Origin of the sequence: Pedobacter cryoconitis, from assembly GCF_001590605.1 — a bacterium.
GTDB lineage: Bacteria > Bacteroidota > Bacteroidia > Sphingobacteriales > Sphingobacteriaceae > Pedobacter > Pedobacter cryoconitis_A.
The window spans coordinates 1133042-1158610 of sequence record NZ_CP014504.1 but is presented as its reverse complement, the minus strand read 5'-3'; the positions used below and the strand labels follow the sequence as shown (position 1 = coordinate 1158610).

Genomic DNA, 25569 nt, shown 5'->3' with positions numbered 1-25569 from the left:
ATGAACTTTGGGCTATAAAACCAATAGCCCAAAGTCTCTTAAAGTATAAATAGGTTTTGAATACCAGAACAATTCAAAATATTCCATTGTAGTTTCAAAATCAACTTTAATTTCCTGGAAAGTATAAATCTTCGTATTGGAAACTGCTATTTTTTGTAAGATTGAAGCCAGCCATTCTCCTTCATTTTTATTAGTCTGAATGGTAAAGGTCTCTTTTTTATCGTGGAAAGTTAAAATCATAGTTTCCATAGCATTACCTTTTTTACTCTTTGAAAAGCATTTCGTCTCTGGATTTCCTCCTAACCAAACTACTTTGGCAGTTGGTTTAGTATCAAACTTGCTTTCTTCCTTTAAAGCTTTCTCAATAAAATCCGGGGGGACCATTACTTTGGGGATCTTAAAATCGAACCAATCTTGTAATTTGTAATCCAGGCAAATGCCATGCATAAAATTGAAAAGCGATTTCTTTAAGCCGAAACTAAATTTATTATGGTCTATTCCTGTTTTGTCAATATAATTAATATCATTATTAGCAAAGGTTCCAATCACTTCAGTCTCTTTAACCACACCAAATTTCTCCGGAAACATGCCAACAGGACTATGCGCGGTCATCGCGAACTGGTGCCAGAAACCAGATTGTAAAACGCCTGCTTCAAACAGCTGTCTCACCATTTCCAGACTGTCTACAGTTTCCTGAATAGTCTGCGTTGGATAGCCATACATTAAATAAGCATGTACCAATACCCCCGCTTCTGTCAGGTTTCGGGTAACACGGGCTACTTGTTCCACTGAGACTCCTTTGTCAATTAGCTTTAATAACCGATCTGATGCCACTTCTAAACCACCAGAAACAGCGATACAGCCTGATGCCTTTAGCAAAATACATAAGTCTTTGGTAAAGCTTTTCTCAAACCGGATATTTGTCCACCAGCTTACAGAAATTTCCCTTCTTAAAATCTCCAGCGCTACCTCACGCATCAGGGCCGGTGGTGCAGCCTCATCCACAAAGTGAAAGCCATTCTGCCCTGTTTTCTCACTTAATTCTTCAATCCTGTCAACAATCAGTTTAGCTGCAACGGGTTCATAGACCTTAATATAATCTAAAGAAATATCACAAAAAGTACATTTCCCCCAATAGCATCCATGCGCCATGGTCAACTTGTTCCAGCGGCCATCGCTCCACATCCGGTGCATTGGATTTACAATTTCTATGACCGAAATATATTGATCGAGTTGTAAGTCACTATAATCCGGCGTCCCTACATCAAATTGCTTATAGTCACTTCTTAAAGCATCATTTTTATAAGTAACTTCTCCATTTTCCAATAGAAAAGTTCTTTTATAAAGATTAAAAGGCCCGGCTTTAACAATCGAATTATAGATGAGTTCAATCGGCAATTCCCCGTCATCCAATGAGATAAAATCAAAAAACTCAAATACTCTCTTGTCAGAAACGGAACGCAATTCTGTATTGGGAAAACCACCACCCATCGAAATTTTAATCTCAGGATAGTGCTGTTTTACATATTGTGCACATCGGAAAGCAGCATACAAATTACCCGGAAAAGGAACAGAAATCAAGAATAATTTCGGTTGAATAACGGCAATTTTCTTTTCTAAAATGTCAATCAAAAGTTTATCCATGTAGGTATACTTTTGATTTAAAGCTTTATAAAGCTCATCAAATGAATTCGCGCTCCTGCCTAATCTTTCGGCATAACGGCTAAAACCAAAATTCTGGTCTATACATTCAATAATAAAATCTGAAATATCCTCCAGATACAGGGTAGCTAAATGTTTCCCCTTGTCCTGTGTTCCCATTGAACCAAATGCCCAGTCCAGTTCCTCCAATTGCATAAATCTTGAAGCTTCCGGCAAAAAGTCTTCCTGGCAAATTTGTAAAGCCAGGGTTGGATTTTTACCCTGTAAAAAAGCAATGACCACATCAATAGTCCTGATATACTCCTTTTTTAAAGCAAGGATCCGTTTCGCATTTAAACTTTTTGGCTGCTCAGTCAGCTTTTCAGCTTGAAAGAAAAGATCTTCCAGGCCTTTTCTGGAAAATAAAGCCAAAATAACTTCAATACCTAAATCGGCCTGAGTTGAAGTGATATTTTTAGTGTTTAAAAAACCTTTGATATAGGCAGTTGCAGGATACGGGGTATTCAGTTGGGTAAAAGGAGGCGTAACAAGGAAAAGATCTGTTTTCAAAATGGAATTGTATTTCCTGACAAAAATATCTATAATTATTTTAGTATTGGGTTTTGCCGGGCTTAATATTATCAGCGGACTCAAAACATAAGGCTATAACTGAACTGCAGACCTTATATTTTGAATCCTTTTCTTCTGATTTATTATATCATAATCTTTCAAATACCTGCATGACCAATGCGCTTACTTTTGCCCTTTCCAGATTCAGCACCAGTTTTTCGCTGATATCTTCGTGAGCAACTATGCGAAGAATTTTGTCGATGTCATCAAGATCCTGACTCCATTCAATGATACTGCTAAAATTATCAATGGTCTGCTTGATCCGGTCCAGGTCAAATGGAGTCTTTATCGTTGTCGAAAGAATTAATATAAATTGACACATATATTTACCAGTATTTTAGTCCAGTTAATTTTGCAACAGTCAATTGTGCAATACATAACTGGTATTTGTATTGTAGATTAGTTAATTCTGCTTTTTGAACATTGGTACTTGCACTGGTCAATTCCAAATTTGTCCCAATTCCATTTCTATAGCGGCTATACGCAAGTTTTTGTGCTTCTTTGGCCTCTGTAACCTGTCTTGCCGAATTTACCAGACTAGAGGTATTGCTGGCAATATCAATCATAGCTTGTTGAATATCTTTACGATAGGTATTGCTCAGACTTTCTTCTGAATACTTAGTCTGTAAAAGCTGACTTTGCGATAACCTGACCTGCTTTCTAGCTCTTCCACCTTGGTAAATTGGAATGTTTAAGGTAACACCCGCAGAATAATTATACCTGAATTTATCAAGATCTGGTGTAAAACCATTCTTATACCCTGTTCCACCGCTCATCACCAATGCAGGTTTACCGTTAGTCTGACTGACTTTAAGGTCTGCTTCTGCTTGTTGAATCTTGTCCTTAATCAACTTGAACTCCGGATGGTTATTTTGTGCTTCGGCCAAAGCCTCATTCAGGTCATATTTATTTGCTACAGGGAAAACAAAATCTGAAGAATTCGCCTTAATCCTGGTTCCTGTTGCATACTCCATTAAGGCATATTGTTTATTCAGGTTATTTTGAAGGTCTATTTTACGATTTCCCTCCTGATCAATGCTGGATTGAATAGAAAGCACATCATATTTCAAAGCGTCTCCATTTTTGAACTTTATTTCCGTATCTTTTTTATTGACTTCCAAAAAATTGATCACACTATCCTGAATCGAGATTGCATTTTTGAGGTAAGCAATCTGGTAATAAATATTCCCAACCTGAAATGCCAACTGGTTCCGGTTAAATTCCAGGTTATCTTTTGCGTATTCCAGCCCAGCTTTAGCACGGTCCACACCTGCTTTAACTACTCCAAAATCCCAAAGGGTATAACTTGCATCTAGTGATGCATTGTAATTATTTTTAGGCATGATCTGAAGATCAAGTGCATTGTCACCGGCGGGAATGCTAATTTGAGACACCGGACTTGTGTACCTGTAGCTGCCTGTTGCCTGCACAACAGGTAATCCTGCAGACTTAGCCAGCGTTATGCGCTGCTGTTCGACATCTATAGCTTGCCCGAGTTCTTTAAACTGAGGGAAATAAGTGAATGATTGATTGATCAATGTGCTAAGATCTCCTGCATTTTCCTGCGCATGCAAAGCTGGAGCCAGAGAAATCAGGGATATAATAAGGAATAACTTTTTCATGTTTTTTTGATTAATGACAATTTGCAGCCTTCATATTAATGTGCCGCTGCTGCAACTTTTGCTCTTGTTTCTGCATCCATCGTTTCATTTTTCAACAGGAGCATAAATGGGATCGTGCAGACAAAGAAAATAGCGATCAGCAGAAAACCATCTAAATAGGCCTGCATTTGAGCTTGATTGGATAAACTGTGGTCTAATGCGCCATAGGCAGCTTGTTTGGCTAATGAAGGATTCATTCCCTTAGCAATTAAACCTTGTGTTATTCCATTCAGCCGCTCCCCTAACAGCGGATTATTGCCCTGTAAATTAGAAACCAGGTCCATCCGGTGCGTTGCAAAACGGTTAGTGGCATAAGTATTCATAATTGCGATACCAAATGCTCCTCCAAGCTGACGGAACATATTGTTAAGAGAGATACCATAGGGCATATCTGCTGGTTTTAACCCGACTACAGCCTGGCTTAATAAAGGCACAGTTAAACACCCTGTACCTACTCCACGACAGATCTGCGTCACAATAAACCACCATTTATCAGCATCCGGGGCAGCTTGTGAAGAGGTGTATCCATGTAAAATGAACAGTGCAAAACCCAGAGATACAAAATAAATTGGCTTTACCCCTTTGCCCAAACCTGCACCAATAAACGGCATTGCAAATATGGTGACCAGTGCGCCTGGGATCATCGATAAGCCAGATTCCGTTGGCGTATATCCCATTACCCTTTGAACCATCACCGGGAAAAGGTAAACAGAACCGAATAACCCAAAGCCACAGACAAAGGTCAGGATGTTACTCCCAATCAGGTTTCTGCTCTTCATTACTCTTAAATTGATAGCCGGATTTTTGGTCGTGAGTTCCCACCAGATAAACAGTCCCAACCCTAGTATGGCAGCAGCGGTCAGGTAACGAATATTTTCGTCCTCAAACCAGTCATCAGATTGCCCCTTTTCCAGGATATACTGAAGGGCACCAACACCTATGGTTAAAGATAGTATACCGATATAATCAATTGGTATTGATTTCTTATCAATATTATATTCATCAGCTTTCTTGTCTACAAATTTCCAGGTAAGCAAGGCCGCCGCTATCCCGATAGGAATATTGATATCAAATATCAATGCCCAATGATAATTGTCTACGATATATCCACCAAGGATAGGTCCGATGGTGGGCCCGATAACAATACCCATTCCGAATATACCACCAGCAATACCTTTCTCTTCAGGTTTAAACTGGTCGAACAGAATCCCCTGAGAAACAGAAAGCAGCGCACCACCTCCTATTCCCTGCACAAACCTCCAAAACACAAGCATCCATAAAGAAGATGAATTACCACACATGTACGAAGCCAGGGTAAACAAGATAATTGAGGCGAGATAGTAGTTCTTTCTTCCAAAATAACGGCTTAGAAAACCCGTTAAAGGGATCACGATCACATTTGCAATAGCATAAGCAGTCACTACCCATGAGGCGTCTTCAAGAGTCGCGCCCAGAGTCCCGCTAATATTAGTCAGCGCCACATTGACAATCGAGGTATCAATCAACTCCATTATAGCAGCTGTGATACAGGTAATTACAATGATTATTTTTATGAATTTGTTTCTTTCGCCTTCCATTTTAAAATTTGGTAAAATTGAAATCCTTCATGACTATTTCACCTTTACATCGATAGCCGCACTCAGGCCGGCCTTTAATATTCCTTTAAGCGCTCCGGCATCATTGATCTGAATAGTAACCGGCACACGTTGCGTAACTTTCACAAAGTTTCCGGTAGAATTATCTGGTGGCAGCAGAGAAAATTTTGCTCCTGTAGCATCACTGAAACCAGAAAGAGTACCCGTAATTTTATGATCCGGATATCCGTCAATGACGATATCTACCAGTTGCCCTACTTTCATATGTTCAATCTGGGTTTCTTTGAAATTGGCAACGATCCAGTAATTATCATTGCTCACCAGGTTAAACAATTGCTGCCCACCTTGTACATATTGTCCGCTTTTAAGATTGGTTTTACCCAGTTTACCAGCCGAAGGAGCTATAATTCTTGTATAACTTAGATTTAGCTTCGCCTTTTTGAGTGCGATTTCACGCGCAGAGATGTTTGCTTTTGCACGCTGGATCAATGCATTGGCATTCCCTTTTTGCGTCCCTGCTTGTTTGAGTTTACTTTTGCTGGAAGCCAGCATCTGAACAGCAGTCTGATAAGCTGATTGACTTCTTTCATATTGCCTTTGGGTAATTGATCCTTCTTTGAATAAAGTTTCATCGCGGCCTACATCACGTTTCGCTTGTTTCAAAGTCACCTCTTCTACACTGATCCCTGCAGAAGCCACATCCTGATCGGAACCAATAGTTGGGATTTGAGATTCCGCACTACTCAAATCGGCTTTTGCTGCTAAAAGATCAGCTTCAGCTTGTTTTACGGCAAGTACATACTCACTATCATCAATAACCACAAGGGTATCCCCTTTTCGTACTTGTTGATAATCCAACAATTTAAAATCATTAATATAACCGGAAACTCTGCTCAGAACAGGAACAGCATTTGATTCGAGCTGTGCATTGTCAGTACTTTCATAGGTCAGCGCATGCGTAATTTTGTTGAAAGCGAAGTAGCAGATAAAAATAGCTACAAGGCCGGCAATCAATAGTTTTACAACTTTTTTAGCGGAGGATTGGGTTTGTTCTACTGGTTCCATAATATATATTTAACGGAACAAATGTAAACTTAGTTGACCATTATAGTCAACTAAGTTTACTTATTTTATTAACAAGATTGTCAATATTAGATTTAGATGACATTATAGTTATGAGTTAAATAAGTAATATTTATATTAAATTCGCAACCATGGAAGATGCGAACAATTATGAAAGGTTAATTTTCAAACAGGTCTATATTTTAAAGCGGCATACTGATAAAGCGGCCACCACCCATTTAGCGAACTTAGTACATAGTGATTTCAATATGACCTTTATGCCTTATTTTATGAATATTGGTCATGGCGGGATTTCTAATCATGACCTGGTAAACAAGATCATGGTAACGAAGCAGGGCGTGAGTAAAACAGTAAAGGAACTGGAAAGATTAGGTTTGACTTATACACGGAAAAGTGAAACTGATGCAAGATCAATCATGATCTTCCTGACCGAAAAAGGAAAGCAACTCCATGATACGATCTGTCAAATGGCAGATGACATGACTGCAGAATATATAAATTTAATTGGTGCCAGAAAATATGAACAATTCATAGATACGTTGATCAAAATTTCAAAATGGCATGAAGAGCAGGAAAAATTGCTATAAATTGAATAATTAACTATAAAACAAAACCTGCTGAGAAACATCATCATTAATCAAATGATGATGTTTCTCAGCAGGTAACCTATTGTTAATTAAATCTTTGGTGGATATTCAATACCTGCTTCCTGGATTAGTTCATAACCATACTTCATAATATGCTCAATTACCGGGATTGCTTTTAATCCTTTAGCAGTAATCTTATATTCAACTTTAGGTGGGACAACGGGATAAACCGTCCGTTCAATAAGTTGTTTATCTTCCAGTTCCCGCAACTGACTCGCCAGCATTTTGTGCGTGATATGCGGAATATCTTTTTTCAATTCTCCATATCTGAGAATATTAGTCTGAAGCCTCCAGAGAATAGGCATTTTCCATGTCCCTCCAATATGTTTTAAGGCAAATTCAATTGGAGTATAGTATAGTTTTTTATCGTGAAAAAATTCTGGCATGATTAAGCTTCTAATTATCAGTATACTTTCCCTTTTGATAGTATCGCACATAAAAGTGCATATCATCTGATCAGGTTATTTATGCTTCAAATTTGCATAAAAAACAACTATGAAAAGAACACTTTATGTACTGGCTTTAGGGATTTTCGGAATTACAACGACCGAATTTGGTGTGATTGGTATCTTACCACAAATAGCAAATACTTATCATGTTACTATTGATAAGGCGGGATGGTTATTGAGTATTTTTGCACTGATCATAGCTATCTCTGCCCCTTTTATAACATTAGCATTCTCGAATGCTAATAGAAAAAAAACATTATTACTGGTAGTGGCCGTTTTTTTCGATTTCCAATATACTTTCAGCTGTTACGCCTTCATTTTCATTTTTACTTTTTGCCCGTGCACTACCTGCTATTTTACATCCGGTTTTCTGGTCCATCGCCCTGGCCGTTGCTGCAGGATCTGTTCCTTCAGAACAGTCACCTAAAGCTGTTAGCGTCGTATTTGGTGGGCTAACATTGGCAACAGTTTTCGGGATACCGATGGCAACATTTATAGCAGAAATGTTTAATTGGAGAGCCTCTTTCTTCTTATCTGCAGTTATCAATATCATTTCATTTTTATCAATCTGGATTTTTCTTCCTTTTATCCCCATTTCCAATGTTAAAATCAAAACTTCCTATTGGAGAATACTAGGTAACCGGAAGCTGTTATTAAGTCTTTTATTAGCCTGCCTGATGATTGCCGCCATGTTCTCTACTTACGGATACATGGCTGACTATTTGAAAAATGTAACCCATATGAATGGTTCAGAAATTGGATTAATGTTGTTGATATTTGGCATAACCGGCATTGCAGGGAATTACTTTTCCGGCAAATTTTTAAGCAAAAATATAGAAAGAACTACCTTACTTTTTATGTTATCACTGTTAGGAATCCATAGCTTAACATATTTTCTGGGGGCTAATTATAACTTTATGATACTGGTCATCGTATTTTGGGGATTCATCCATGCAGGTGGCTTTCTGATTAGCAATGTAAATATCACTTCTTCAGTTTCAGAAGCCCCTGAATTCATCAATAGTATTTTCACTTCATGCGGAAATCTTGCCGTAACAATCGGCTCAACAGTTGGCGGATTAGCGATCGTGAACATTGGTATTCATCAGCTACCCTGGACAAGTATTATTTTGCTTGGTTTATCATTGTTGGTATTCACCTTAAAAAACCTCACAAAAAAGTGAGGTTTCAATTATGAAGTCTATTTAACCACCCTGAGCAATTAAAACTTAAATGCCTGTTAGTACACCACCATCTGCTCGTAAACTGGCGCCGTTTGTAGCAATCGACAAAGGGCTCGAAAGATAAACAGCAAGGCTGGCAATTTCTTCCGGTTCGATGAAACGCTGCAGCAAAGAGGTCGGATTGGTACTTGTACTGATATAGGCTTTAAGCTGCTCTGGATCCTGATTTTGAGCATGAGCAATTTGCACTATAGCCTCTGCTACTCCATCCGAATAAGTTGGCCCGCCTAATATGGTATTTACTGTAACCTGACTGCCCTTCGTTAATTTGGCCAAACCATTACTTATCGAAAGCAATGCCGTTTTAGTCATCCCATAATGAATCATATTTTCAGGAATATTAATCCCAGACTCACTGCTGATAAAAATCACCCTGCCCCAGTTCTTATCCAGCATTTTGGGTAACAACGCACGCGAAAGCCTTACTCCGCTCATTACATTGACCTCGAAGAACCTCGTCCACTCAGCATCTGTTATAGTCCCAAAAGATTTGAGTTCAAAAATCCCCACATTATTGATCAGAATATCAACAGGAGGTAATGCAGCGATTAATACCTTAACTTCGTCTCCATTAGAAAAATCGGCCACAATTCCTGAAATATTACTATCAGGATATTCCTTTTGCAAACTTTGTATAGCCAGGTCTAATTTTTGTTGGTTACGCCCATTAAGAATAATGCTTACGCCTTCCTTTACTAACTGTTTGGCTATCGCAAAGCCGATACCTTGCGTAGAACCGCTGATAAATGCTGTTTTTGAATCTAAATGTAAATCCATAATATATTTTTATTTTTGTAATGATTGATACATAATTGAACAAAAAAAATCAACTGATGATATCCAGCTGCATTTCAATCTGTTTTTGGAGAACTTTATTGTCTGGATACATTCTCCTGGTCACATTCAACCCATTCCAGAATGTGACAAGGTATCTGCCCAGAATAAGCGGATCAGTTTGATTTTTGATATGACCATCCCGCTGTCCTTTTTCAATAGCTGCAGCAAACATTTTCTCCACATCTTTTAAAATTGCTATTGCTTCATTTTCAAGATCAATATCAACAAAAGTCATCTCTGTTACTGTATTTGAAATAAGACAACCTTGCAGATGTGTTTGCTTATCAGCAGCAGCAATACTCCTGAAAAAATCCTTAATCAAATCAATTGGAGATTCATTGTTATTAAGCTCAGTCTTGAACTGTAAAAATGCTTCCCGCCTTTGCTGTATCGCTTTTCTAAAGAGCTCCTTTTTCCCCCCTTTAAAAGTATTGTAGAAACTGCCGCTGCCCATACCAGTGGTAGTCAGCAAATCGGCAAGTGAAGTGGCTGTATATCCCTTTTCCCAAAAAATTTTCTGGGCTTTTAAGATCACCTCTTCGTTGTCAAAAGTAACTGGTCTTCCTTTCATTTTTTTATTTTGTATTAATCGATACAAAAATAGTTATTTTCTTTAAATCAGGAGAATAAATTTAAAAACAGACTTGTTGAATTTAGTTTCTTCAGCTTGAGGAACAAGATGACATTACAGGTTCCGGAATCATCCGGCTATTTAAACAGGAAAAAATTCAGATCCTATTCTTTGATCACTAATTCCTCATTAGTCAATGCAAAATAAAGATTCTGAATCTGGTGAACATACTGCAACTTGTAATCTAACATGGCTATTTCGCCATCCATAGGCTGTAAACTTTCATTGAGTACGAATTGATGACCATTCTTTTTCTCTAATACATAAGTGGTTTCAGTCCCTTCTTCGTATTCAAATTCAAAACGTTCAAAACCAAATTTAACTACCCACTCTTCTGTTAAAAGAATCGGATCCATTAATCCTGCAGAATCAATATCAGATCCATATGGTATTTGCTCAGGATGGCCATGATCTAAGGTATAATTTCCAATTCTTAATTCACTCGCTTCCATAATTCATGCTTTGCGCGCAAAACTAGTAATAAAAGCTTGCTTTCCCATGTCAAAAGCCTTTTATGAGATTTAATATTTGTCCGGATTGCTATGTTTGTCCGCTATTTACAATAAATACGAGCCCTTAACCGGGCTTATTGAGTTCAACATTTTGTTTTAAAAACACAAAATACTTCTCATCTTCTGTTTTAAATATTTCTTCCCCTTCCAACATATAAGCCCGGAGCAGGAATTCTTTGGCATCATTAAAATGATCCCCTTCTAAAAACAACTCCCCTAAACGCAACATCACAAATGGATTTTCGTATGCATTGGACTCTATATTCCCTTTTGCATTTAAAAAGTGTACCAGTGACTGCTCGAAATCCTTCAACATAAAATAACAGTCTCCGATAGAAGTTTCCAGCCAGAAAGCTTCGCCATAGGAGTTTTGGGGTTCAGGAATCAAGGCCAAAGCCGCACTCCAAACCTCAATACATTCCTGATACTTTTCTTCCTCAAACAACTCGTTTCCCTGTTCACTTAATTCTTCAATACGCGCACTGACCTCTTCAGCAAGCTCCACGATTTCAGGTCTTAATATGGTCACAGAACGGGACAAAACTTTCTCCTGAAAGAGTGCCATAATCTCCTGATTGTCATTCAGTTTCTTTTGAGCAACCTCCAGATAAAAAGCAGCCTGATCACTAAAATCTCTTTTTTTAGCACCATACTTTACGGCCTGATAAAAAGATTCTTTTGCTGCATCTGCATCTTTAAGAAATAATAAGGTTTCCCCGTGTAAGATATAAGGTATAGTATGATAGATTTTGTAACCAGAGGTTTCCAGATCTGTTATCCATTCTTTAGCCAAGTGCAATGCCTCCTTATATTGACCTGCTGTATTTAAAATAGGAATTAAAGCGCATAAGATCAGATGAGACACGGAAGTATTAAACTTTGTTCCCGGCACTTTATCCCAGGCAAGCTTTATTTTTTCTAATGCTTCTTCAACTTTACCTTCCTCTAGTAATTCACAAGCCAGGTCGCTTAATTCAAACACTTCGTTTTCTAACTCCTGAGGCAGAGAAACTGCCATACGTATATCATCATTCATAGCTAATGCCTAAAATTTCCATTAAAATATGTAATATTTTTTCTTTTCAACAACAATAACCAAAAAGTCTCTCCTCTTTCTCCAACGGCTAACAATGATTTTTGTTTACTTTTACACGAAAAATTAAGTAATATGCCTTTTAAATCCCTGGGTTTATCGCCTGCTTTACTCATAGCGCTGATAGATCAGAAGTTTACAGTACCTACTCCTATTCAACAAACAGCTATACCAGCTATACTAAATAAAAAAGATGTCTTAGCCATTGCCAAAACAGGTTCTGGAAAAACTGCAAGTTATGTTTTACCACTTTTAATGAACCTGCAACAAACATTGGGTGTAAAAAACCGCCATGCAAACGTATTGGTCCTGGTGCCTACACGTGAACTTGCTGAACAGGTTAAAGAAGTTTTTCAAACTTTCAGCAAAGCAATTCCTGAGCCTGTTAAAACATTAGCGGTATACGGTGGTGTTTCTATTAACCCTCAAATGATGGCTATGCAGGGTGTAAATGTATTGGTTGCCACACCAGGAAGATTATTGGAACTAGTAGACTCAAAGGCGGTACACTTATCCAGTATTGAAACATTGGTGCTGGATGAAGCAGATAAAATGCTTAACCTGGGATTTAAAGAAGAAGTGAATAAAATCATTGCGCTATTACCTGAAAAGCGTCAAAATATACTATTGTCAGCTACATTGAATGCCGATCTTCAACATATTCACCAAATCTTATTGCATGATCCTGTAGTCATCAAGATAGAAGAAGAAGAGGAATCGCTCCAACTGATCAACCAGGTAGGTTATATCGTTTCGGATGAAAAAAAAGGGCCGTTTTTACGTTACCTGATTAATCATCATGAAATGAAACAAGTACTGGTCTTTGCTTCTTCAGTTAAGCAGGCTGACGCTATTGTCAACAAGCTTCGTAAAAATAACATGGATGCCAAAGCTATTCACAGTAAGAAAAGCCAGGGTGCAAGAACTGATGCCTTAACGCATTTTAAATCAGGCAAACTTAAAGTATTAGTAGCTACAGACTTAATGGCCAGAGGAATTGATATTAATTTTCTTCCTTTTGTGATCAATTACGAATTACCACGGTCACCTAAAGATTATGTTCACCGTATCGGAAGAACTGGTCGTGCAGATCAGCCAGGAGACGCGATTTCGTTGGTTAGCCAGAATGAATTACACCATTTTGAAATCATTCAAAAGAAAATGGGTAAAAAGGTAGAATTAATCGACAGCGAAAATATCTCTTTATCTTAAAAGGAGTTAAACAAAATCCCGGCAAACATATGTTTTGCCGGGATTTTGTTGGTTTAAGATTGATCGGTTTAAACAGATTGCGCGCTAAACGCAATTGGGATTACGAGCGAAAGGCAATCGGTGTAATAGCGGTTTGCTTTTTGAAAAAGTTTGAAAAGTGGGCTAAATCATCAAACCCCAGGCTATAACTAATGTCCGAAATACTCCAGTCAGTTTGCTTCAGCAAGATCTTCGCCTCTTGAATTACCCGCAGTGTAATAATACTGGTCGTAGTCTGGCCAGAACTTTCCTTCAATACTTTATTCAGGTGGTTTACATGGACAGCCAGCCGGTCTGCATAATCCTTAGCCGTCCGGAGCATCAATCTTTGCCCCGAAGTTTCAATTGGAAATTGCCTTTCTAATAGTTCTACAAATAATGAAGTGATTCTTTCTGCTGCATTTTGTACCACATGGAATGGAGATATAGGCTGTAGCTTTTGCCCGTAATGGATCACTTCCATTACGAAGTTACGGATCAGGTCATATTTATAAATATAACTGGAGTCCATTTCCCTGTGCATTTTTCTGAAAATAATTTCAAGCGCTGCGCTCTCTTCTGCTGAAAGCTGAAAGATGGGCAATTCCCCGGGCTGGAATATAGGCAAGTCGTCCAGCGCAATCCCGACCTTATTTTTAGCCAGGAATTCTGCTGTAAAAATGCAGAAAAGACCGGTCTGGTCATCATCATGGGCGACCCAATGGTAAGGTATTCTTGGTGTCGCAAAAAGAAGGGCACTTTCCGGGATCTCAATTACTTTATCAGCATATTCGGCCCTGTTTTTTCCCCTGATCAAACTAATCTTATAATAAGCCCTTCTACTATAAGGCATAATCCGGGTACCGGTTTTTTTATCAAATAGCTTATCAATTTCAAAAACATTGAAATGGCCAATCTCCCTGTTGATATCTACAGGAAGAGTGGCCGTAACTTTTTGATAAAATTCTTCTAAAGACGTTTCTTGTGGCATACCGTTTTGCAAAAATCAAATATAACACTCCGTATTGAAAATAAATGGAGAGATTAAATGCTCATTCCCCCTGAAACTTCGATACGCTGCGCATTAACCCATTTGGCATCTGGTGTACATAAGAAAGCTACAACACCACCAATATCCTCAGGTAAACCAACACGCCCAAGCGCAGTAATACCACTAATATGCTGATTAATCTGCTCATTGTCACGCACAACACCACCTCCAAAATCAGTTTCTATAGCGCCAGGTGCTATAGAATTTGCATTGATACCCCTTGCACCAAGCTCTGCCGCCAAATACCTGGTAAAAACTTCAATTGCCCCTTTCATGGATGCATAAGCAGAATATCCATGCATGCTCACCCGCGAAAGACCAGAGGAAACATTCACAATACCACCCTGATCATTCAATAGATTCAATGCTTTTTGTGTCAGAAAATAAACTCCTTTAAAATGTACATTCGTCAGCTGATCAAACACTTCCTCACTCATATCCTTAATTAAGGTATTGTGCCCCACCCCAGCATTATTGATTAAAAAATCAAATTTGTCTGCTTGAAATGTATCCTTAAGCACTCCTTTTAAGTGTTCAAAAAACTGATCAAAGCTTTTCACATCACCCGTATCCAGGCGAAGAGCCGCAGCATTTTGTCCGGCCGCTTTAATTTGCGCAACGACTTCTTTAGCTTCATCTTCTTTAGTCAGGTAAGTAATAATAACATCAATACCTTTCTTTGCAAGTTTAAGTGCCATATTTTTACCTAATCCACGGCTACCGCCTGTTACTAATGCTATTTTACGTTGGTTCTCCATAATCATATCTTTATTTTGATACCACAAAGATCTGTTAAAGCATAACCTCTAGTTTGAAGATTTCAATCCGTTATTTGCGAATTTCAAACAATCTAGATATATCTGTTAATCAGGTTTTCCAGATACTCCTGTTTTCCACTTCGTATTTCAGGTTCCCCGTTTTGTACAGCATAGTTCCTTAAATCTTCTAAACTTAATTTACCTTGCTCAAACTCGGCACCTTTACCACTATCAAAAGAAGCATATCTATCAGCCCTTATCTTTTTATAATCCGATTTTTGAAGGATAGCATCTGCAGTAAGCAGCGCCCGTGCAAAAATATCCATACCACCAACATGAGCATAAAACAAATCAGCAGGATCAGTTGAATTCCTGCGGATTTTGGCATCAAAATTCACCCCTCCACCTTTTAATCCACCACTCTCTAAAATAACCAGCATCGCTTCAGTCAGTTCATTAATATCATTCGGAAATTGATCCGTATCCCAACCATTTTGATAATCACCACGATTGGCATCTATAGATCCTAATAAACCACTATCCGCAGCAACTTGTAACTCATGCTGAAAAGTATGTCCTGCTAAAGTTGCATGGTTCACTTCTATATTCAGTTTAAAGTCAGCAAGCAGATCATACTCCTGTAAAAAGCTTTTTACTGTAGCTGAATCATAATCATACTGATGTTTAGACGGTTCACAAGGTTTAGGTTCAATAAAAAATGTCCCATTAAACCCTTCTTTTCTTGCATAATCTTTAGCAGTGTGAAGGAATTTAGCCAGATGTTCCTGCTCGCGCTTCATATTGGTATTCAATAAACTCATGTAACCTTCTCTGCCTCCCCAGAAAACATAATTCTCTCCACCAAGAGCTATAGTTGCATCTAAAGCAGCCTTTACCTGGGCAGCGCCATGCGCTAATACATGAAAATCAGGATTGGTTGATGCACCATTCATATAGCGTTGATGACTAAATAAATTGGCTGTTCCCCAAAGTAATTTTATCCCGCTGCTCGCCTGTTTTGCTTTGGCATAATCAACCAGAGCCTGTAATCTGCGCTCATTTTCAGCAATATCATTGCCATAATCAACGACATCCACATCGTGAAAACAGTAATAAGGCAATTGCATTTTCGTCATAAATTCAAAAGCAGCATCCATTTTATCTTTTGCCCTTTCTATGGGATCCTTCTTTTCATCCCAAGGGAAAACATGGGTAGCTCCACCAAAAGGGTCGGCCCCATTTCCATTAAATGAATGCCAGTAAGCACAAGCGAACTTAAAATGTTCCTTCATAGTTTTACCTGCTACTAATTTATTTGGATTGTACCATCTAAAAGCCAGCGGATTATCACTTTCCAAACCTTCAAACTGAACTTGTTCTATCCCTTTAAAAAATTCTTTTTCTCCAATTACTATTCTTGTCATATCTATGTTTTTATTCAGCTTTATAAAGCTTTATTTAAAAAAAGTTTCCATTCGGTATACAAAGGCTCATAGGCCTCTGTATTTTTAGGTTCTAAATACCTGACTGGTTCATGATGGAGGAATGCTTCTTCCACACTTTCAAAAATACCTGCACCAATACCAGCACCTATTGCAGCACCCACACTGCCATCATTTTCGTACAACGCTACAGGAACGCCAGTCACATCTACAAATGTCTGCGCAAAAAGCTCGCTTAGGAACAGGTTCGCCATTCCCGCTCTGATCACTGTTGGCTGCATTCCATTTTCCCGCATTATATCCAGCCCATAACGAAATGCAAAAGCAATCCCCTCTTGTACCGCCCTGAAGATTTCAGGCTTTCCGTGCACATTAAGATCGATTCCCAGTAATTGTGCACCCGTATACTTATTATTCAATATCCGCTCTGCCCCGTTGCCAAAAGGCAGAACTTTTAAGCCCTTGCTTCCAATAGGAGCAGTTGCTGCCAGCTCATTCAGCGCATTATAAGACAAATCTGGTGCAAAATTATGCTTTGCCCATCTGTACATACTTCCGGTGCCATTGATACACAACAACATACCTGTGTGTTTTTGAGTTGTACTATAGGTAACATGGGCAAAAGTATTTACCCTGGACTCCGGGTCATAAATCAAGGCATCACTGACCCCGTAAATTACTCCGGACGTACCTGCAGTTGCCGCAACCTCTCCAGGCCGGAGCACATTTAAAGAAAGTGCGTTATTAGGCTGATCACCAGATTTATAAGCGACTGGAATTCCTTCCTGTAAACCCAATTGTGCTGCAATTTCTGAATTAAGCTGCCCATGTACAGAGAAAAGTGGCTGGATATCGGGTATTATATTTTGATCAAAACCATAATACTCCATAATATCTTTTGATAATTCATCCTGACGGAAATCCCAGAATACTCCCTCAGACAGTGCTGGAATACTTGTTGTGATATTCCCCGTCAGCTTCATTGCAATAAAATCACCTGGAAGCATTATTTTAGCTATCTTTTGATAAAGCTCAGGCTCATTATTCTTCACCCAAGCCAGTTTTGAAGCTGTAAAATTTCCAGGAGAGTTTAACAAATGATGCAAACATTTTTCCTCTCCGATTTCCGTAAAAGCCTCTTCACCTAACTCAACAGCCCTGCTATCGCACCAGATTATACTATCCCGCAATACATTCTGGTCTTTATCTACAAGCACCAGTCCATGCATTTGATAAGCAATACCAATGGCCCTGATAGCTTTAGGATCAAAACCCCCGGTTGCATTTAACCTGAGTATAGCTTGAGTAACATGCTGCCACCAAATTTCAGGAGACTGCTCAGCCCAGCCAGGCCGCAGCGAATTAATTTCAACTTCTTCATCAGGATATTGCGCTGTGGCAATCCTTTTCCTTGTTGCAATATCCACCACCGAAACCTTGATGGAAGATGTACCTATATCGATTCCTAGTAAATACATATGTCTTAAACCCAGGCTTTATCGCCTTTTTTATAAGGAACTGATCCTTCGTAATGGCCAGGTACAGCGATATAACGCATTGCCTTTGTACAACCAGGTTCTGAAGAAAAGTAGCCTAAAAGTGTCAATTGCTTCATCATGGTAAAATAATGAGCAGGTAAGTCACCTCTTTTAGCCTGATAGGCTTTAGCCTCCTGATCCAGTATACCCAACAAGGATAGTTTTTGATCCTTCGTAGCTTTCATAAATTCACAGCCATGCATCTTTTCACAGGCCGCATTGAGTTTATCGATGCCTTCCCTGAACACTTTCTGATCTTTTTCTTCATAACAATCATTCACCATAACCGTCATAAAAGCACCTACTTTAGCTGCCTTAGCCCCAGGAGTCTTGGTAGCAGGCAATATCGTATCAGCAACTTCATCCAGAAAATCCTGATCCTGCTGACTAAAGACCAGCTTATTTTGCAATTTCCCCTTTTCAGGGCTACAGCCAGTCAGTAGAGTATTACCTCCAATAATAACACCGCCAGTAAGCAATGCAATCATCTTTAAAAGTTCTCTTCTTTCCATCAGCTTAAATATTATTTTTCTTTAATTCACTCACTGCATAATCTACTGCTCTTGCCGTTAAAGCCATATAAGTCAAGGAAGGATTTTGGCAAGCTGAAGAAGTCATACAAGCACCATCAGTCACAAACACATTCATACAATCCCAAACCTGGTTCCATTTATTCAGAACAGAGGTTTTTGGATCTCTTCCCATTCTGGCGGTTCCCATTTCATGAATACCATGCCCCAATGCATGTCCATTATCCCAGGTTTTGATGTTTTTTATTCCTGCAGCATCAAACATTGCCCTCATTTCTTCCTTCATATCTTTGCGCATTTTCAGCTCATTCTCCTTCAATTCCGCATCCATAGCCAGTACAGGAAGGCCCCATTTATCCTTCTTATTTTTATCCAATGAAACTTTATTCTCATGATACGGGAGAATTTCTCCAAATCCACTTGCCCCGATAGTCCATTTTCCTGGCTCAGCTAAAGCATCCTTAAAATCACCGCCAATATTCAGCTCAGCAATCTCTCGTCCCCAACCTTCCCGGCTTGCACCACCCTGATAGCCAAAACCACGCAGATAATCTCTTTTATCTCCTCCTAAATTCACAAATCTTGGAATATAGAATCCATTGGCTCTTCTGCCATACACATACTGGTCTTCAAACCCTTCAACCGATCCTGAAGCACCTACATTATAATGATGGTCCATCACGTTATGTCCTAATTCGCCGCTGCTGCTTCCTAAACCACCGGGCCAGATATCAGTCGCAGAATTCAATAAAACCCAGGCCGTATTCAACGTCGAGGCACAAAGGAAAACGATCTTGCTTTTAAATTCGTAAGTCTGATTAGTTTCGGTATCCAGTATCTCTACTCCCGTCGCCTTTTTTGAATTTTGATCATAGAGAACCTGTTTCACTAAAGAATAAGGTCTTACCGTAAGATTTCCGGTTTTCATTGCTGCAGGTAAAGTAGAAGACTGGGTGCTGAAATAGCCTCCAAATGGGCATCCTTCCCAACAGCGGTTTCTGAACTGACATTTAGTTCTGCCGGGAATTGCAGCAGTAAGATTGGCTACCCTTCCAATAATTAAATGCCGCTTTTCATGGTATTCTTTTTTTATTCTTTGTGCCATATCCTTCTCCACACAATTCAACTCCATAGGAGGTAAAAAGTGCCCATCAGGTAAATGCGCGATATTGTCTATAGAACCACTGATGCCTGCAAATTTCTCTACGTGATCATACCAGGGAGCCAAATCAGCATAACCAATCGGCCACGGCGTAGCTATACCATCTTTTTCATTGCCTTCAAAGTCCATCTGGCTCCAGCGATAAGACTGCCTGCCCCATAAAATAGAACGGCCACCCATCCGGTAACTGCGCCACCAGGTAAAAGGCTTGGTTTCAGTATAAGGACAATCCTGCTCATTTGCCCAGGCATCCATTACCGCTTCGTTGGCTGCCCAACCACGATGAATCACAGGATAATTCTTTTTCTGTTCAGCTGTTGTACCTCCCCGGTACTCAAATTCCCAGGGATTTTTTTGTGCAGTCTTATAATCTTTAACATGATCATAAGGGCCACCACGTTCCAGCATCAAGACTTTTAAACCTTTTTCACAAAGCTCCTTTGCGGCCCAGCCACCGCTGATACCAGACCCGACTACAATCGCATCGTATGTACTATCTTCCATAATCAGCTTTTATTGAAATTTCATTCATAAAAATATATTTGGTTTTATTCAGGTTAAAATTGTCTCAGCGTCAAAGAATTCCTTAGTTTTAAATCTACAGAATAACACAAGCCCTGTTCAACCGTTATTTATTGAAAAAAATATGCTATCTGATCACTTATTAGGTTCAGCAACGTTATTTCATGTTCAGATAGCAGTTAAATAACATATATTTCCACTTTTATGAAGACACTCATTCAGAAAATTCATGTAGAAGAATATAACTCTTTCGCTTGCCGGACTTACAAAACACCTGATTTTGAAACGGCCTGGCATAAGCACCTGGAATGTGAATTAATTCTGATTACCGAAGGAAATGGAACTGCATTGATCGGTGATTATATTGGAGAATATAAACAGGGAGATATCTTTTTACTCAATACCAACGTACCGCACTGGTTTAGAAAATCACAGAATACCACCATTGGAAGTGCGATTGTAATTCATTTTATGAGAGATTTCTGGGGTGAAGGTTTTCTGGCCCTGCCGGAAATGAAAAATATAGCTGGGTTATTAGACAGCAAAACCACAGGTATTCAACTCCTGGAAAACTTATCAGATGATATTGCTGTATTAATCAGAAAACTGGAATTTGCCACAGGGATTGAGCGTATTCTGCTCCTGATCAGTTGCATGCAAAAAATCAGTACGTCAACGCAGCAAAAAACCATTACAACGGCTTTTGACACGATGACCAGCGGTGAAGAAAACTCAGTCATTGAAACAATTATTGACTACTCCTTTAAACATTTCCTCGATCCGATTTCTTTAAAAGAGGTAGCAGGGATTACCCATATGTCCATCCCTGCCTTCTGCCGTTTCTTTAAACGGAATATTAAGAAAAGCTATTTTGATTTCATCAAAGAGATCAGAATCGGACATGCTTGTAAACTTTTGAGAGAGACCAACCGCCCTGTTTTAGATATTTGTTACGATAGTGGTTATAACAGCTGGGCACATTTTAGCAAGCAGTTTAAGGCCGTTATCAAGCTGTCTCCATCAAAATACAGAAAGCAACACATAAAATAAGGTTATTTTTTTTAGCGCTAACTCATTGATTTTCAAATATAAAACAGTAATTTAAATCCCATCAAAATCTAATTGACATGAAAATCTTAAAAACTGTGCTTTGTATTCTTTTCGCTTTGATGTTTATCAATGCCGGATTAAATAAACTCTTCAATTACATGCCTATGCCAAAAATGACGGCGGAGCAAATGAAACTCATGGAAGCTTTTGTTAGAATTTCCTGGCTGGTGCCGTTTATAGGAATCGTTGAAATCATAGGCGGCCTGCTTTTTATATTACCAAAATACAGAGCCCTTGGTGCAATTGTTATTTTCCCTGTAATGGTAGGCATTATAATCCATAACGCCATTTACGAACCAGCTGGTTTAGCCATTGCATTGCCATTTTTCCTGATCAATCTTTGGATCATCGGAGATAACTGGGGTAAATATAAACCTATGATCAATGCCTGAAGCTAGCGCTTAAAGTAGGTAATTAAATGAAAGCAGGCAATAAAACGAAGATTATAACTATTTTGCTGCCAGTTTAAGCTAATTATGTATCACCTAACAACTACAAATTCTGGACAACAGGAGCATACTTCCCGTATTGGCGGAGTAGCTAACATTGAAACAGCAGATTATCCTGTTTGTCCGGTTACACAAAAACCAATGCTGCTTTTAATGTCTTTAAAGAAAGATCTTTTTGATAGCGGTTTTGCTGTTAACAATTTACTGGAAGACAGCAATTATTGCATCAGCGTATTTTTAGCTGTTAAAATACATCCGGAATTTGGAATTGGTACGCATATGCCAAGTCTTTATACTGTCAATGATCCCGGACAAGCTGAAAAACTAAAGAATGGTACAGTAAAAGTTATTTTACATTATGATACCGGGAAAGCGGTAGCGCTAGCAGATCTGCCGGCTCCTATTCCAGAAAGAAAAATAGTGTTGACTAAATTCTCAGCACAGGAAGCAAAAGATGACTTTCCGGCAGGACAAGAATGGTTTGAAGGTTCAAAATTAACCACATCAAAATTTGGGGCACAATTTCCTGCCTGGTTGCAAGAACCCATCAATATAGATCCGCAGATCATGACAAATTTCGCCCCTGTATTCAGAGGGTTCTTTGGGCCGGAGTTTATTTTGCAACTAGAAGATAAACTGATTTCAGCTATCAGCCCCATCCATAGTGGTTTGTTAGGGAGTGATGGAATTGGTTATCTATACCTGCCTACGAGCGTAAGAAACTTTATCAAAAAGTATCAGCAGCCGATTGAAATCGGTAATTTCTTTATTCAGGATACCTGAGCTGCCAGATCTGGCCAATATAACTTCCTGATCACTGCCAGGTCCATTTTACTTTTGCGTGGTAAAACAATAGACCAGGCATAACCACCAGCTAACCATGATAAGGACTTGTATTGCGGAAAATTAATAAAATCACAAATCACGATATCCTCCAGATGCTGTATATTCTCTACTTCAAACAGTTCAAAAGGAGTCATTAAACCAGTTTTTAGCACTTTCGATAAAGCTTCCTTGATGGTCCATAAAAGTGTTAGGCTTTTGTGCACATCACTATGGATCAAATGGAGTTTGCCCTGTTCTCTCAAACCGACAACCTCTCTGATCGTTTCACTTTGCTCCGGATTAATAAGTTCTACATCTATTCCCATCGGATGACCCTCCGGATAAACTATAGCCATTCCTATTTTTTCTGTATGCGCGATGCTAAGCTGTACATTTCCTCCATCAGGCAAATACAGCACTGGCTGCTGAAATATTCCAGCGGTGACCTCAACTGCCGTCATCACGTTATTTTCTGCAAAATTTTCTGCAAAAGCACTCCAGGCACTTTTAGCAGCAAATCTTCCCAGCAAATAACTATGCTGAGCCCGCTCAAATTTGAAAGCAGCAAAGAAGTTCAGTTCATTGGGATGCAAAAACGAATAGCGATTGTCTTTTAATTCACTCAATGTCTGGCTCACTATAGCAATAGCAGCAGGAAATTGACCGTTAGCTCTTTGTAAAACAATCTTTTCAACAGTAATGGGCATAAATATTATTTAAAAGCAAAAGGATCAGGTTGATTTTTACGCATTCGGAATTCTATAAATGCCTCTTTCTTGTTCAGCAGAAAATAGATATTATTCTTCAACAAAAAGTTAAGTTCTTTACCTGGAGTCTGACCAAAGGAGTGTCCAGGCCAGATCAGCGTATGCGCCGGCAAGTATTGCTTTATAAATTGCACAGAATTGAATAAAGAGCCGACATTCAGCTCACTGCTGATCCCTACTCCCTCAATGAAAATAGTATCCCCTGTAAAACAATGCCCGCCAATCCAATAACACATACTGCCTTTAGTATGACCGGGGGTCAGTAAAGCAGTAATCCTAAAGTCATCCACCACAAACTCTTGTAAGTGCTGTACCGCTATCAGATGCTGAACAGTAAAGCCATATTCCTTGATTTCAATTGCAGACATATAGACAGGAACAACGTTTTTTTCTGCAAAGGCCGCCGCAAGGTTAGTATGGTCATGGTGATAATGCGTTAAAAGTACCCCCTTTAATGTAATCTCATTCTCCTGCAAAAAATCATTGATCAACTCATAATCCCATGCAGGATCAACCAAAATACCCGAATTACCTTCATAGATAAGATAACACTGGTTTTTTATATGTTCATTAGATACCCGAAAAAGTTTAACTTCCATGTGCTCCTGTTTTACCCTATAATAGCCCGTAACTTCTTCAATTGTTTCATTTCTCCCTGATAAGGACTCCTAATTTGAAAGATTTCAGACGCAGTACCCAAATGTAAAATATATTTCACAAAAGCAGCACTGGTTCCTGAAGGTCCCATGTCAATATATAAACAAGAACTCTTACTTTCAAAAAAATCAACTACTTCTGTAAAATTAGTATACTGAGGCACCACCTCCCAGAAATAATCTGCCGGTTAAGATAAGCATAGAAACCATTCACCCCACGAAAGAACAATTTGGTCACATTTCTTTCAAAGCTATATTGAAGTACCGTATCCTTGCTGGATGCTAAATATGAAAAACTTCTTCTTAAGTGTAGTCTTCGCTGTGAATTCAATGTATGGAAACGCTCAACAGCAACCACCTCTTTCTATAGGTCATACAGATACTTTACATTCAGTTATATTAAATGAAAAAAGGTCTTTATGGATTTATACTCCCCCCCTTGATACGAGTGTTTTTTCCAAAACTGATTATCCGGTAATGTATATTTTAGATGGTGAAAATAATTTCCTGACTTTAACAGCCATGATCAACCAGCTGAGCATAATTAATGGCAATAAAATTTTCCCGGAAATGATCATTGTTGGCATTATTAATACGCCTGGAAACAGGACAAGAGATTTGACACCCTTCAAAAGTTCAATCTTCGGAAATTCAGGTGGAGGAGAGGATTTCACCTCATTTCTGGAAAAGGAACTCATCCCTTATGTAGATAAAAATTATCCGGCTGCCCCCTACCGGACACTGATAGGACATTCTTTAGGAGGATTGACCGTAATGAACATCCTAATCCACCATACCTCATTATTTAATGCATATGTTGCAATTGATCCAAGTATATCTTATGATCAGGGTAAACTACTCACTAATTCTAAGCCCGTATTCCTGGAAAAAGAGTTTATAAAAACATCACTCTTTCTGGGAGCAGCAAATACAATAAATCCCGGAATGGATACTGCTGCGGTCAGACAAGATACTACGCAGGTTACGCAACATCTAAGATCAATTCTAGCGCTTTCAGATCAACTGAGTTCAGTCCAGGGCTTGAAGTGGTGCTTTAAATATTATCCTGATGAAGATCATACTTCCGTTCCTTTAATTGCTGAATACGATGCCTTAAAATTTATTTTCAGACACTATAAATTCCCACAAACTCAACCTATAAATCAGTTTTTCGATAAGAAATCAACTACAGCTGAGTTGGAAAAATTAATCAGCTCGCACTACCAATCCTTGTCGAATGAAATGGATTATAACGTCCGTCCTTCAGAACAGGATATGAATAGATTGGGCTATATATTTCTTCAGCAAAAAGACAATAGCAAAGCTGAAATGTTCTTTAAGCTCAATATTCATTATTATCCTGAGAGTTTTAATGCTTATGATAGTATGGGCGATTATTACTTATCAAAAGATAATAAGCCAGCCGCAGCTAAATATTTTGAAAAAGCACTGACCATAAAATATAGATCTGATATTAAACTAAAACTGGAAAAACTGAAGTAATAA

The 25569-nt window shown here is 38.8% G+C and carries 25 protein-coding genes; 7 read left to right on the top strand and 18 right to left on the bottom strand.

Annotation, left to right across the window (positions count from 1 at the left end):
• Positions 1-12 precede the first annotated feature (12 nt).
• From AY601_RS05015 to AY601_RS04995, 5 genes are all read right to left on the bottom strand, one after another.
• On the bottom strand, positions 13-2211 hold the full coding sequence (locus AY601_RS05015) for a B12-binding domain-containing radical SAM protein (protein ID WP_068397351.1): 2199 nt from the start codon (positions 2209-2211) through the stop codon (positions 13-15).
• 148 nt (positions 2212-2359) lie between these two features.
• Positions 2360-2593: a hypothetical protein gene (locus tag AY601_RS05010; RefSeq protein ID WP_068397348.1), complete on the bottom strand. Its 234-nt coding sequence runs from the start codon at positions 2591-2593 to the stop codon at positions 2360-2362.
• Between the two features lie 4 nt (positions 2594-2597).
• The gene (locus AY601_RS05005; protein ID WP_068397345.1) at positions 2598-3893 is read right to left on the bottom strand and encodes a TolC family protein; all 1296 of its coding nucleotides are present in this window, start codon (positions 3891-3893) and stop codon (positions 2598-2600) included.
• A gap of 35 nt (positions 3894-3928) precedes the next feature.
• Positions 3929-5509, bottom strand: coding sequence for a DHA2 family efflux MFS transporter permease subunit (locus AY601_RS05000; RefSeq protein ID WP_068397342.1), 1581 nt, complete (start codon positions 5507-5509; stop codon positions 3929-3931).
• A gap of 33 nt (positions 5510-5542) precedes the next feature.
• Positions 5543-6592 carry an HlyD family secretion protein gene (locus AY601_RS04995; RefSeq protein ID WP_068397339.1) on the bottom strand — a complete coding sequence of 350 codons (1050 nt, stop codon included), beginning with the start codon at positions 6590-6592 and terminating at the stop codon, positions 5543-5545.
• Between the two features lie 149 nt (positions 6593-6741).
• Between AY601_RS04995 and AY601_RS04990 the strand changes: the two genes are divergently transcribed.
• Complete coding sequence (locus AY601_RS04990; RefSeq protein ID WP_068397335.1) at positions 6742-7197, top strand: MarR family winged helix-turn-helix transcriptional regulator; 456 nt, start codon at positions 6742-6744, stop codon at positions 7195-7197.
• Between the two features lie 89 nt (positions 7198-7286).
• On the opposite strand, the gene AY601_RS04985 is transcribed toward AY601_RS04990, so the two are convergent.
• On the bottom strand, positions 7287-7643 hold the full coding sequence (locus tag AY601_RS04985) for a winged helix-turn-helix transcriptional regulator (RefSeq protein ID WP_068407174.1): 357 nt from the start codon (positions 7641-7643) through the stop codon (positions 7287-7289).
• A gap of 347 nt (positions 7644-7990) precedes the next feature.
• Here AY601_RS04985 and AY601_RS04980 point away from each other — a divergent pair, with 347 nt between their 5' ends.
• On the top strand, positions 7991-8890 hold the full coding sequence (locus AY601_RS04980) for an MFS transporter (RefSeq protein WP_198163690.1): 900 nt from the start codon (positions 7991-7993) through the stop codon (positions 8888-8890).
• 45 nt (positions 8891-8935) lie between these two features.
• Here AY601_RS04980 and AY601_RS04975 read toward each other — a convergent pair whose 3' ends face one another.
• From AY601_RS04975 to AY601_RS04960, 4 genes are all read right to left on the bottom strand, one after another.
• A complete protein-coding gene (locus AY601_RS04975) occupies positions 8936-9727 on the bottom strand; it encodes an SDR family NAD(P)-dependent oxidoreductase (RefSeq protein WP_068397333.1) in 792 nt (263 codons plus the stop codon).
• Between the two features lie 49 nt (positions 9728-9776).
• Positions 9777-10358, bottom strand: a complete 582-nt coding sequence (locus tag AY601_RS04970) for a TetR/AcrR family transcriptional regulator (RefSeq protein ID WP_068397332.1) — start codon at positions 10356-10358, stop codon at positions 9777-9779.
• Between the two features lie 164 nt (positions 10359-10522).
• On the bottom strand, positions 10523-10870 hold the full coding sequence (locus AY601_RS04965) for a hypothetical protein (RefSeq protein WP_068397329.1): 348 nt from the start codon (positions 10868-10870) through the stop codon (positions 10523-10525).
• Positions 10871-10994: 124 nt separating this feature from the next.
• Positions 10995-11966: a tetratricopeptide repeat protein gene (locus tag AY601_RS04960; protein ID WP_068397326.1), complete on the bottom strand. Its 972-nt coding sequence runs from the start codon at positions 11964-11966 to the stop codon at positions 10995-10997.
• A gap of 132 nt (positions 11967-12098) precedes the next feature.
• Here AY601_RS04960 and AY601_RS04955 point away from each other — a divergent pair, with 132 nt between their 5' ends.
• Positions 12099-13235 (top strand): DEAD/DEAH box helicase, encoded by a 1137-nt coding sequence (locus AY601_RS04955; protein WP_068397321.1) that lies wholly within the window; start codon positions 12099-12101, stop codon positions 13233-13235.
• 100 nt (positions 13236-13335) lie between these two features.
• Here AY601_RS04955 and AY601_RS04950 read toward each other — a convergent pair whose 3' ends face one another.
• The 6 genes from AY601_RS04950 to AY601_RS04925 form a co-directional block, all read right to left on the bottom strand.
• Positions 13336-14244, bottom strand: coding sequence for a helix-turn-helix domain-containing protein (locus tag AY601_RS04950; protein WP_068397318.1), 909 nt, complete (start codon positions 14242-14244; stop codon positions 13336-13338).
• Between the two features lie 53 nt (positions 14245-14297).
• Entirely contained in the window at positions 14298-15062 is a 765-nt protein-coding gene (locus AY601_RS04945; RefSeq protein WP_068397317.1) for an SDR family NAD(P)-dependent oxidoreductase, read from the bottom strand.
• A 92-nt stretch (positions 15063-15154) separates the two neighbouring features.
• Positions 15155-16486, bottom strand: a complete 1332-nt coding sequence (xylA, locus tag AY601_RS04940; protein WP_068397315.1) for a xylose isomerase — start codon at positions 16484-16486, stop codon at positions 15155-15157.
• Positions 16487-16506: 20 nt separating this feature from the next.
• Positions 16507-17982 (bottom strand): xylulokinase, encoded by a 1476-nt coding sequence (locus tag AY601_RS04935; protein WP_068397305.1) that lies wholly within the window; start codon positions 17980-17982, stop codon positions 16507-16509.
• A 5-nt stretch (positions 17983-17987) separates the two neighbouring features.
• On the bottom strand, positions 17988-18554 hold the full coding sequence (locus AY601_RS04930; protein WP_068397302.1) for a gluconate 2-dehydrogenase subunit 3 family protein: 567 nt from the start codon (positions 18552-18554) through the stop codon (positions 17988-17990).
• Positions 18555-18558: 4 nt separating this feature from the next.
• A complete protein-coding gene (locus AY601_RS04925) occupies positions 18559-20238 on the bottom strand; it encodes a GMC oxidoreductase (protein ID WP_068397299.1) in 1680 nt (559 codons plus the stop codon).
• Between the two features lie 222 nt (positions 20239-20460).
• Here AY601_RS04925 and AY601_RS04920 point away from each other — a divergent pair, with 222 nt between their 5' ends.
• The 3 genes from AY601_RS04920 to AY601_RS04910 all read left to right on the top strand — a co-directional run bounded on the left by AY601_RS04920 (position 20461) and on the right by AY601_RS04910 (position 22598).
• Positions 20461-21306, top strand: coding sequence for an AraC family transcriptional regulator (locus AY601_RS04920; protein ID WP_068397296.1), 846 nt, complete (start codon positions 20461-20463; stop codon positions 21304-21306).
• Between the two features lie 77 nt (positions 21307-21383).
• Positions 21384-21758, top strand: coding sequence for a DoxX family protein (locus AY601_RS04915; protein WP_068397292.1), 375 nt, complete (start codon positions 21384-21386; stop codon positions 21756-21758).
• Positions 21759-21842: 84 nt separating this feature from the next.
• Positions 21843-22598: a hypothetical protein gene (locus AY601_RS04910; RefSeq protein WP_068397289.1), complete on the top strand. Its 756-nt coding sequence runs from the start codon at positions 21843-21845 to the stop codon at positions 22596-22598.
• On the opposite strand, the gene AY601_RS04905 is transcribed toward AY601_RS04910, so the two are convergent.
• On the bottom strand, positions 22586-23347 hold the full coding sequence (locus AY601_RS04905) for a 4'-phosphopantetheinyl transferase family protein (RefSeq protein ID WP_068397287.1): 762 nt from the start codon (positions 23345-23347) through the stop codon (positions 22586-22588). The genes AY601_RS04910 and AY601_RS04905 overlap by 13 nt on opposite strands.
• Positions 23348-23352: 5 nt before the next feature.
• Complete coding sequence (locus tag AY601_RS04900) at positions 23353-24006, bottom strand: MBL fold metallo-hydrolase (protein WP_068397285.1); 654 nt, start codon at positions 24004-24006, stop codon at positions 23353-23355.
• Between the two features lie 345 nt (positions 24007-24351).
• On the opposite strand from AY601_RS04900, the gene AY601_RS04895 reads away from it, so the two are divergent.
• The gene (locus AY601_RS04895) at positions 24352-25566 is read left to right on the top strand and encodes an alpha/beta hydrolase-fold protein (protein ID WP_068397282.1); all 1215 of its coding nucleotides are present in this window, start codon (positions 24352-24354) and stop codon (positions 25564-25566) included.
• The last annotated feature ends 3 nt before the right edge of the window (positions 25567-25569 follow it).

Bases quoted from the DNA above. Each gene is read 5' to 3' on its own strand.
- AY601_RS05010 (WP_068397348.1), bottom strand. From the start codon at position 2,593: ATGTGTCAATTTATATTAATTCTTTCGACAACGATAAAGACTCCATTT.
- AY601_RS05005 (WP_068397345.1), bottom strand. From the start codon at position 3,893: ATGAAAAAGTTATTCCTTATTATATCCCTGATTTCTCTGGCTCCAGCT.
- AY601_RS05000 (WP_068397342.1), bottom strand. From the start codon at position 5,509: ATGGAAGGCGAAAGAAACAAATTCATAAAAATAATCATTGTAATTACC.
- AY601_RS04995 (WP_068397339.1), bottom strand. From the start codon at position 6,592: ATGGAACCAGTAGAACAAACCCAATCCTCCGCTAAAAAAGTTGTAAAA.
- AY601_RS04990 (WP_068397335.1), top strand. From the start codon at position 6,742: ATGGAAGATGCGAACAATTATGAAAGGTTAATTTTCAAACAGGTCTAT.
- AY601_RS04985 (WP_068407174.1), bottom strand. From the start codon at position 7,643: ATGCCAGAATTTTTTCACGATAAAAAACTATACTATACTCCAATTGAA.
- AY601_RS04975 (WP_068397333.1), bottom strand. From the start codon at position 9,727: ATGGATTTACATTTAGATTCAAAAACAGCATTTATCAGCGGTTCTACG.
- AY601_RS04970 (WP_068397332.1), bottom strand. From the start codon at position 10,358: ATGAAAGGAAGACCAGTTACTTTTGACAACGAAGAGGTGATCTTAAAA.
- AY601_RS04965 (WP_068397329.1), bottom strand. From the start codon at position 10,870: ATGGAAGCGAGTGAATTAAGAATTGGAAATTATACCTTAGATCATGGC.
- AY601_RS04960 (WP_068397326.1), bottom strand. From the start codon at position 11,966: ATGAATGATGATATACGTATGGCAGTTTCTCTGCCTCAGGAGTTAGAA.
- AY601_RS04955 (WP_068397321.1), top strand. From the start codon at position 12,099: ATGCCTTTTAAATCCCTGGGTTTATCGCCTGCTTTACTCATAGCGCTG.
- AY601_RS04950 (WP_068397318.1), bottom strand. From the start codon at position 14,244: ATGCCACAAGAAACGTCTTTAGAAGAATTTTATCAAAAAGTTACGGCC.
- AY601_RS04945 (WP_068397317.1), bottom strand. From the start codon at position 15,062: ATGGAGAACCAACGTAAAATAGCATTAGTAACAGGCGGTAGCCGTGGA.
- xylA (WP_068397315.1), bottom strand. From the start codon at position 16,486: ATGACAAGAATAGTAATTGGAGAAAAAGAATTTTTTAAAGGGATAGAA.
- AY601_RS04935 (WP_068397305.1), bottom strand. From the start codon at position 17,982: ATGTATTTACTAGGAATCGATATAGGTACATCTTCCATCAAGGTTTCG.
- AY601_RS04930 (WP_068397302.1), bottom strand. From the start codon at position 18,554: ATGGAAAGAAGAGAACTTTTAAAGATGATTGCATTGCTTACTGGCGGT.
- AY601_RS04925 (WP_068397299.1), bottom strand. From the start codon at position 20,238: ATGGAAGATAGTACATACGATGCGATTGTAGTCGGGTCTGGTATCAGC.
- AY601_RS04920 (WP_068397296.1), top strand. From the start codon at position 20,461: ATGAAGACACTCATTCAGAAAATTCATGTAGAAGAATATAACTCTTTC.
- AY601_RS04915 (WP_068397292.1), top strand. From the start codon at position 21,384: ATGAAAATCTTAAAAACTGTGCTTTGTATTCTTTTCGCTTTGATGTTT.
- AY601_RS04910 (WP_068397289.1), top strand. From the start codon at position 21,843: ATGTATCACCTAACAACTACAAATTCTGGACAACAGGAGCATACTTCC.
- AY601_RS04905 (WP_068397287.1), bottom strand. From the start codon at position 23,347: ATGCCCATTACTGTTGAAAAGATTGTTTTACAAAGAGCTAACGGTCAA.
- AY601_RS04900 (WP_068397285.1), bottom strand. From the start codon at position 24,006: ATGGAAGTTAAACTTTTTCGGGTATCTAATGAACATATAAAAAACCAG.
- AY601_RS04895 (WP_068397282.1), top strand. From the start codon at position 24,352: ATGAAAAACTTCTTCTTAAGTGTAGTCTTCGCTGTGAATTCAATGTAT.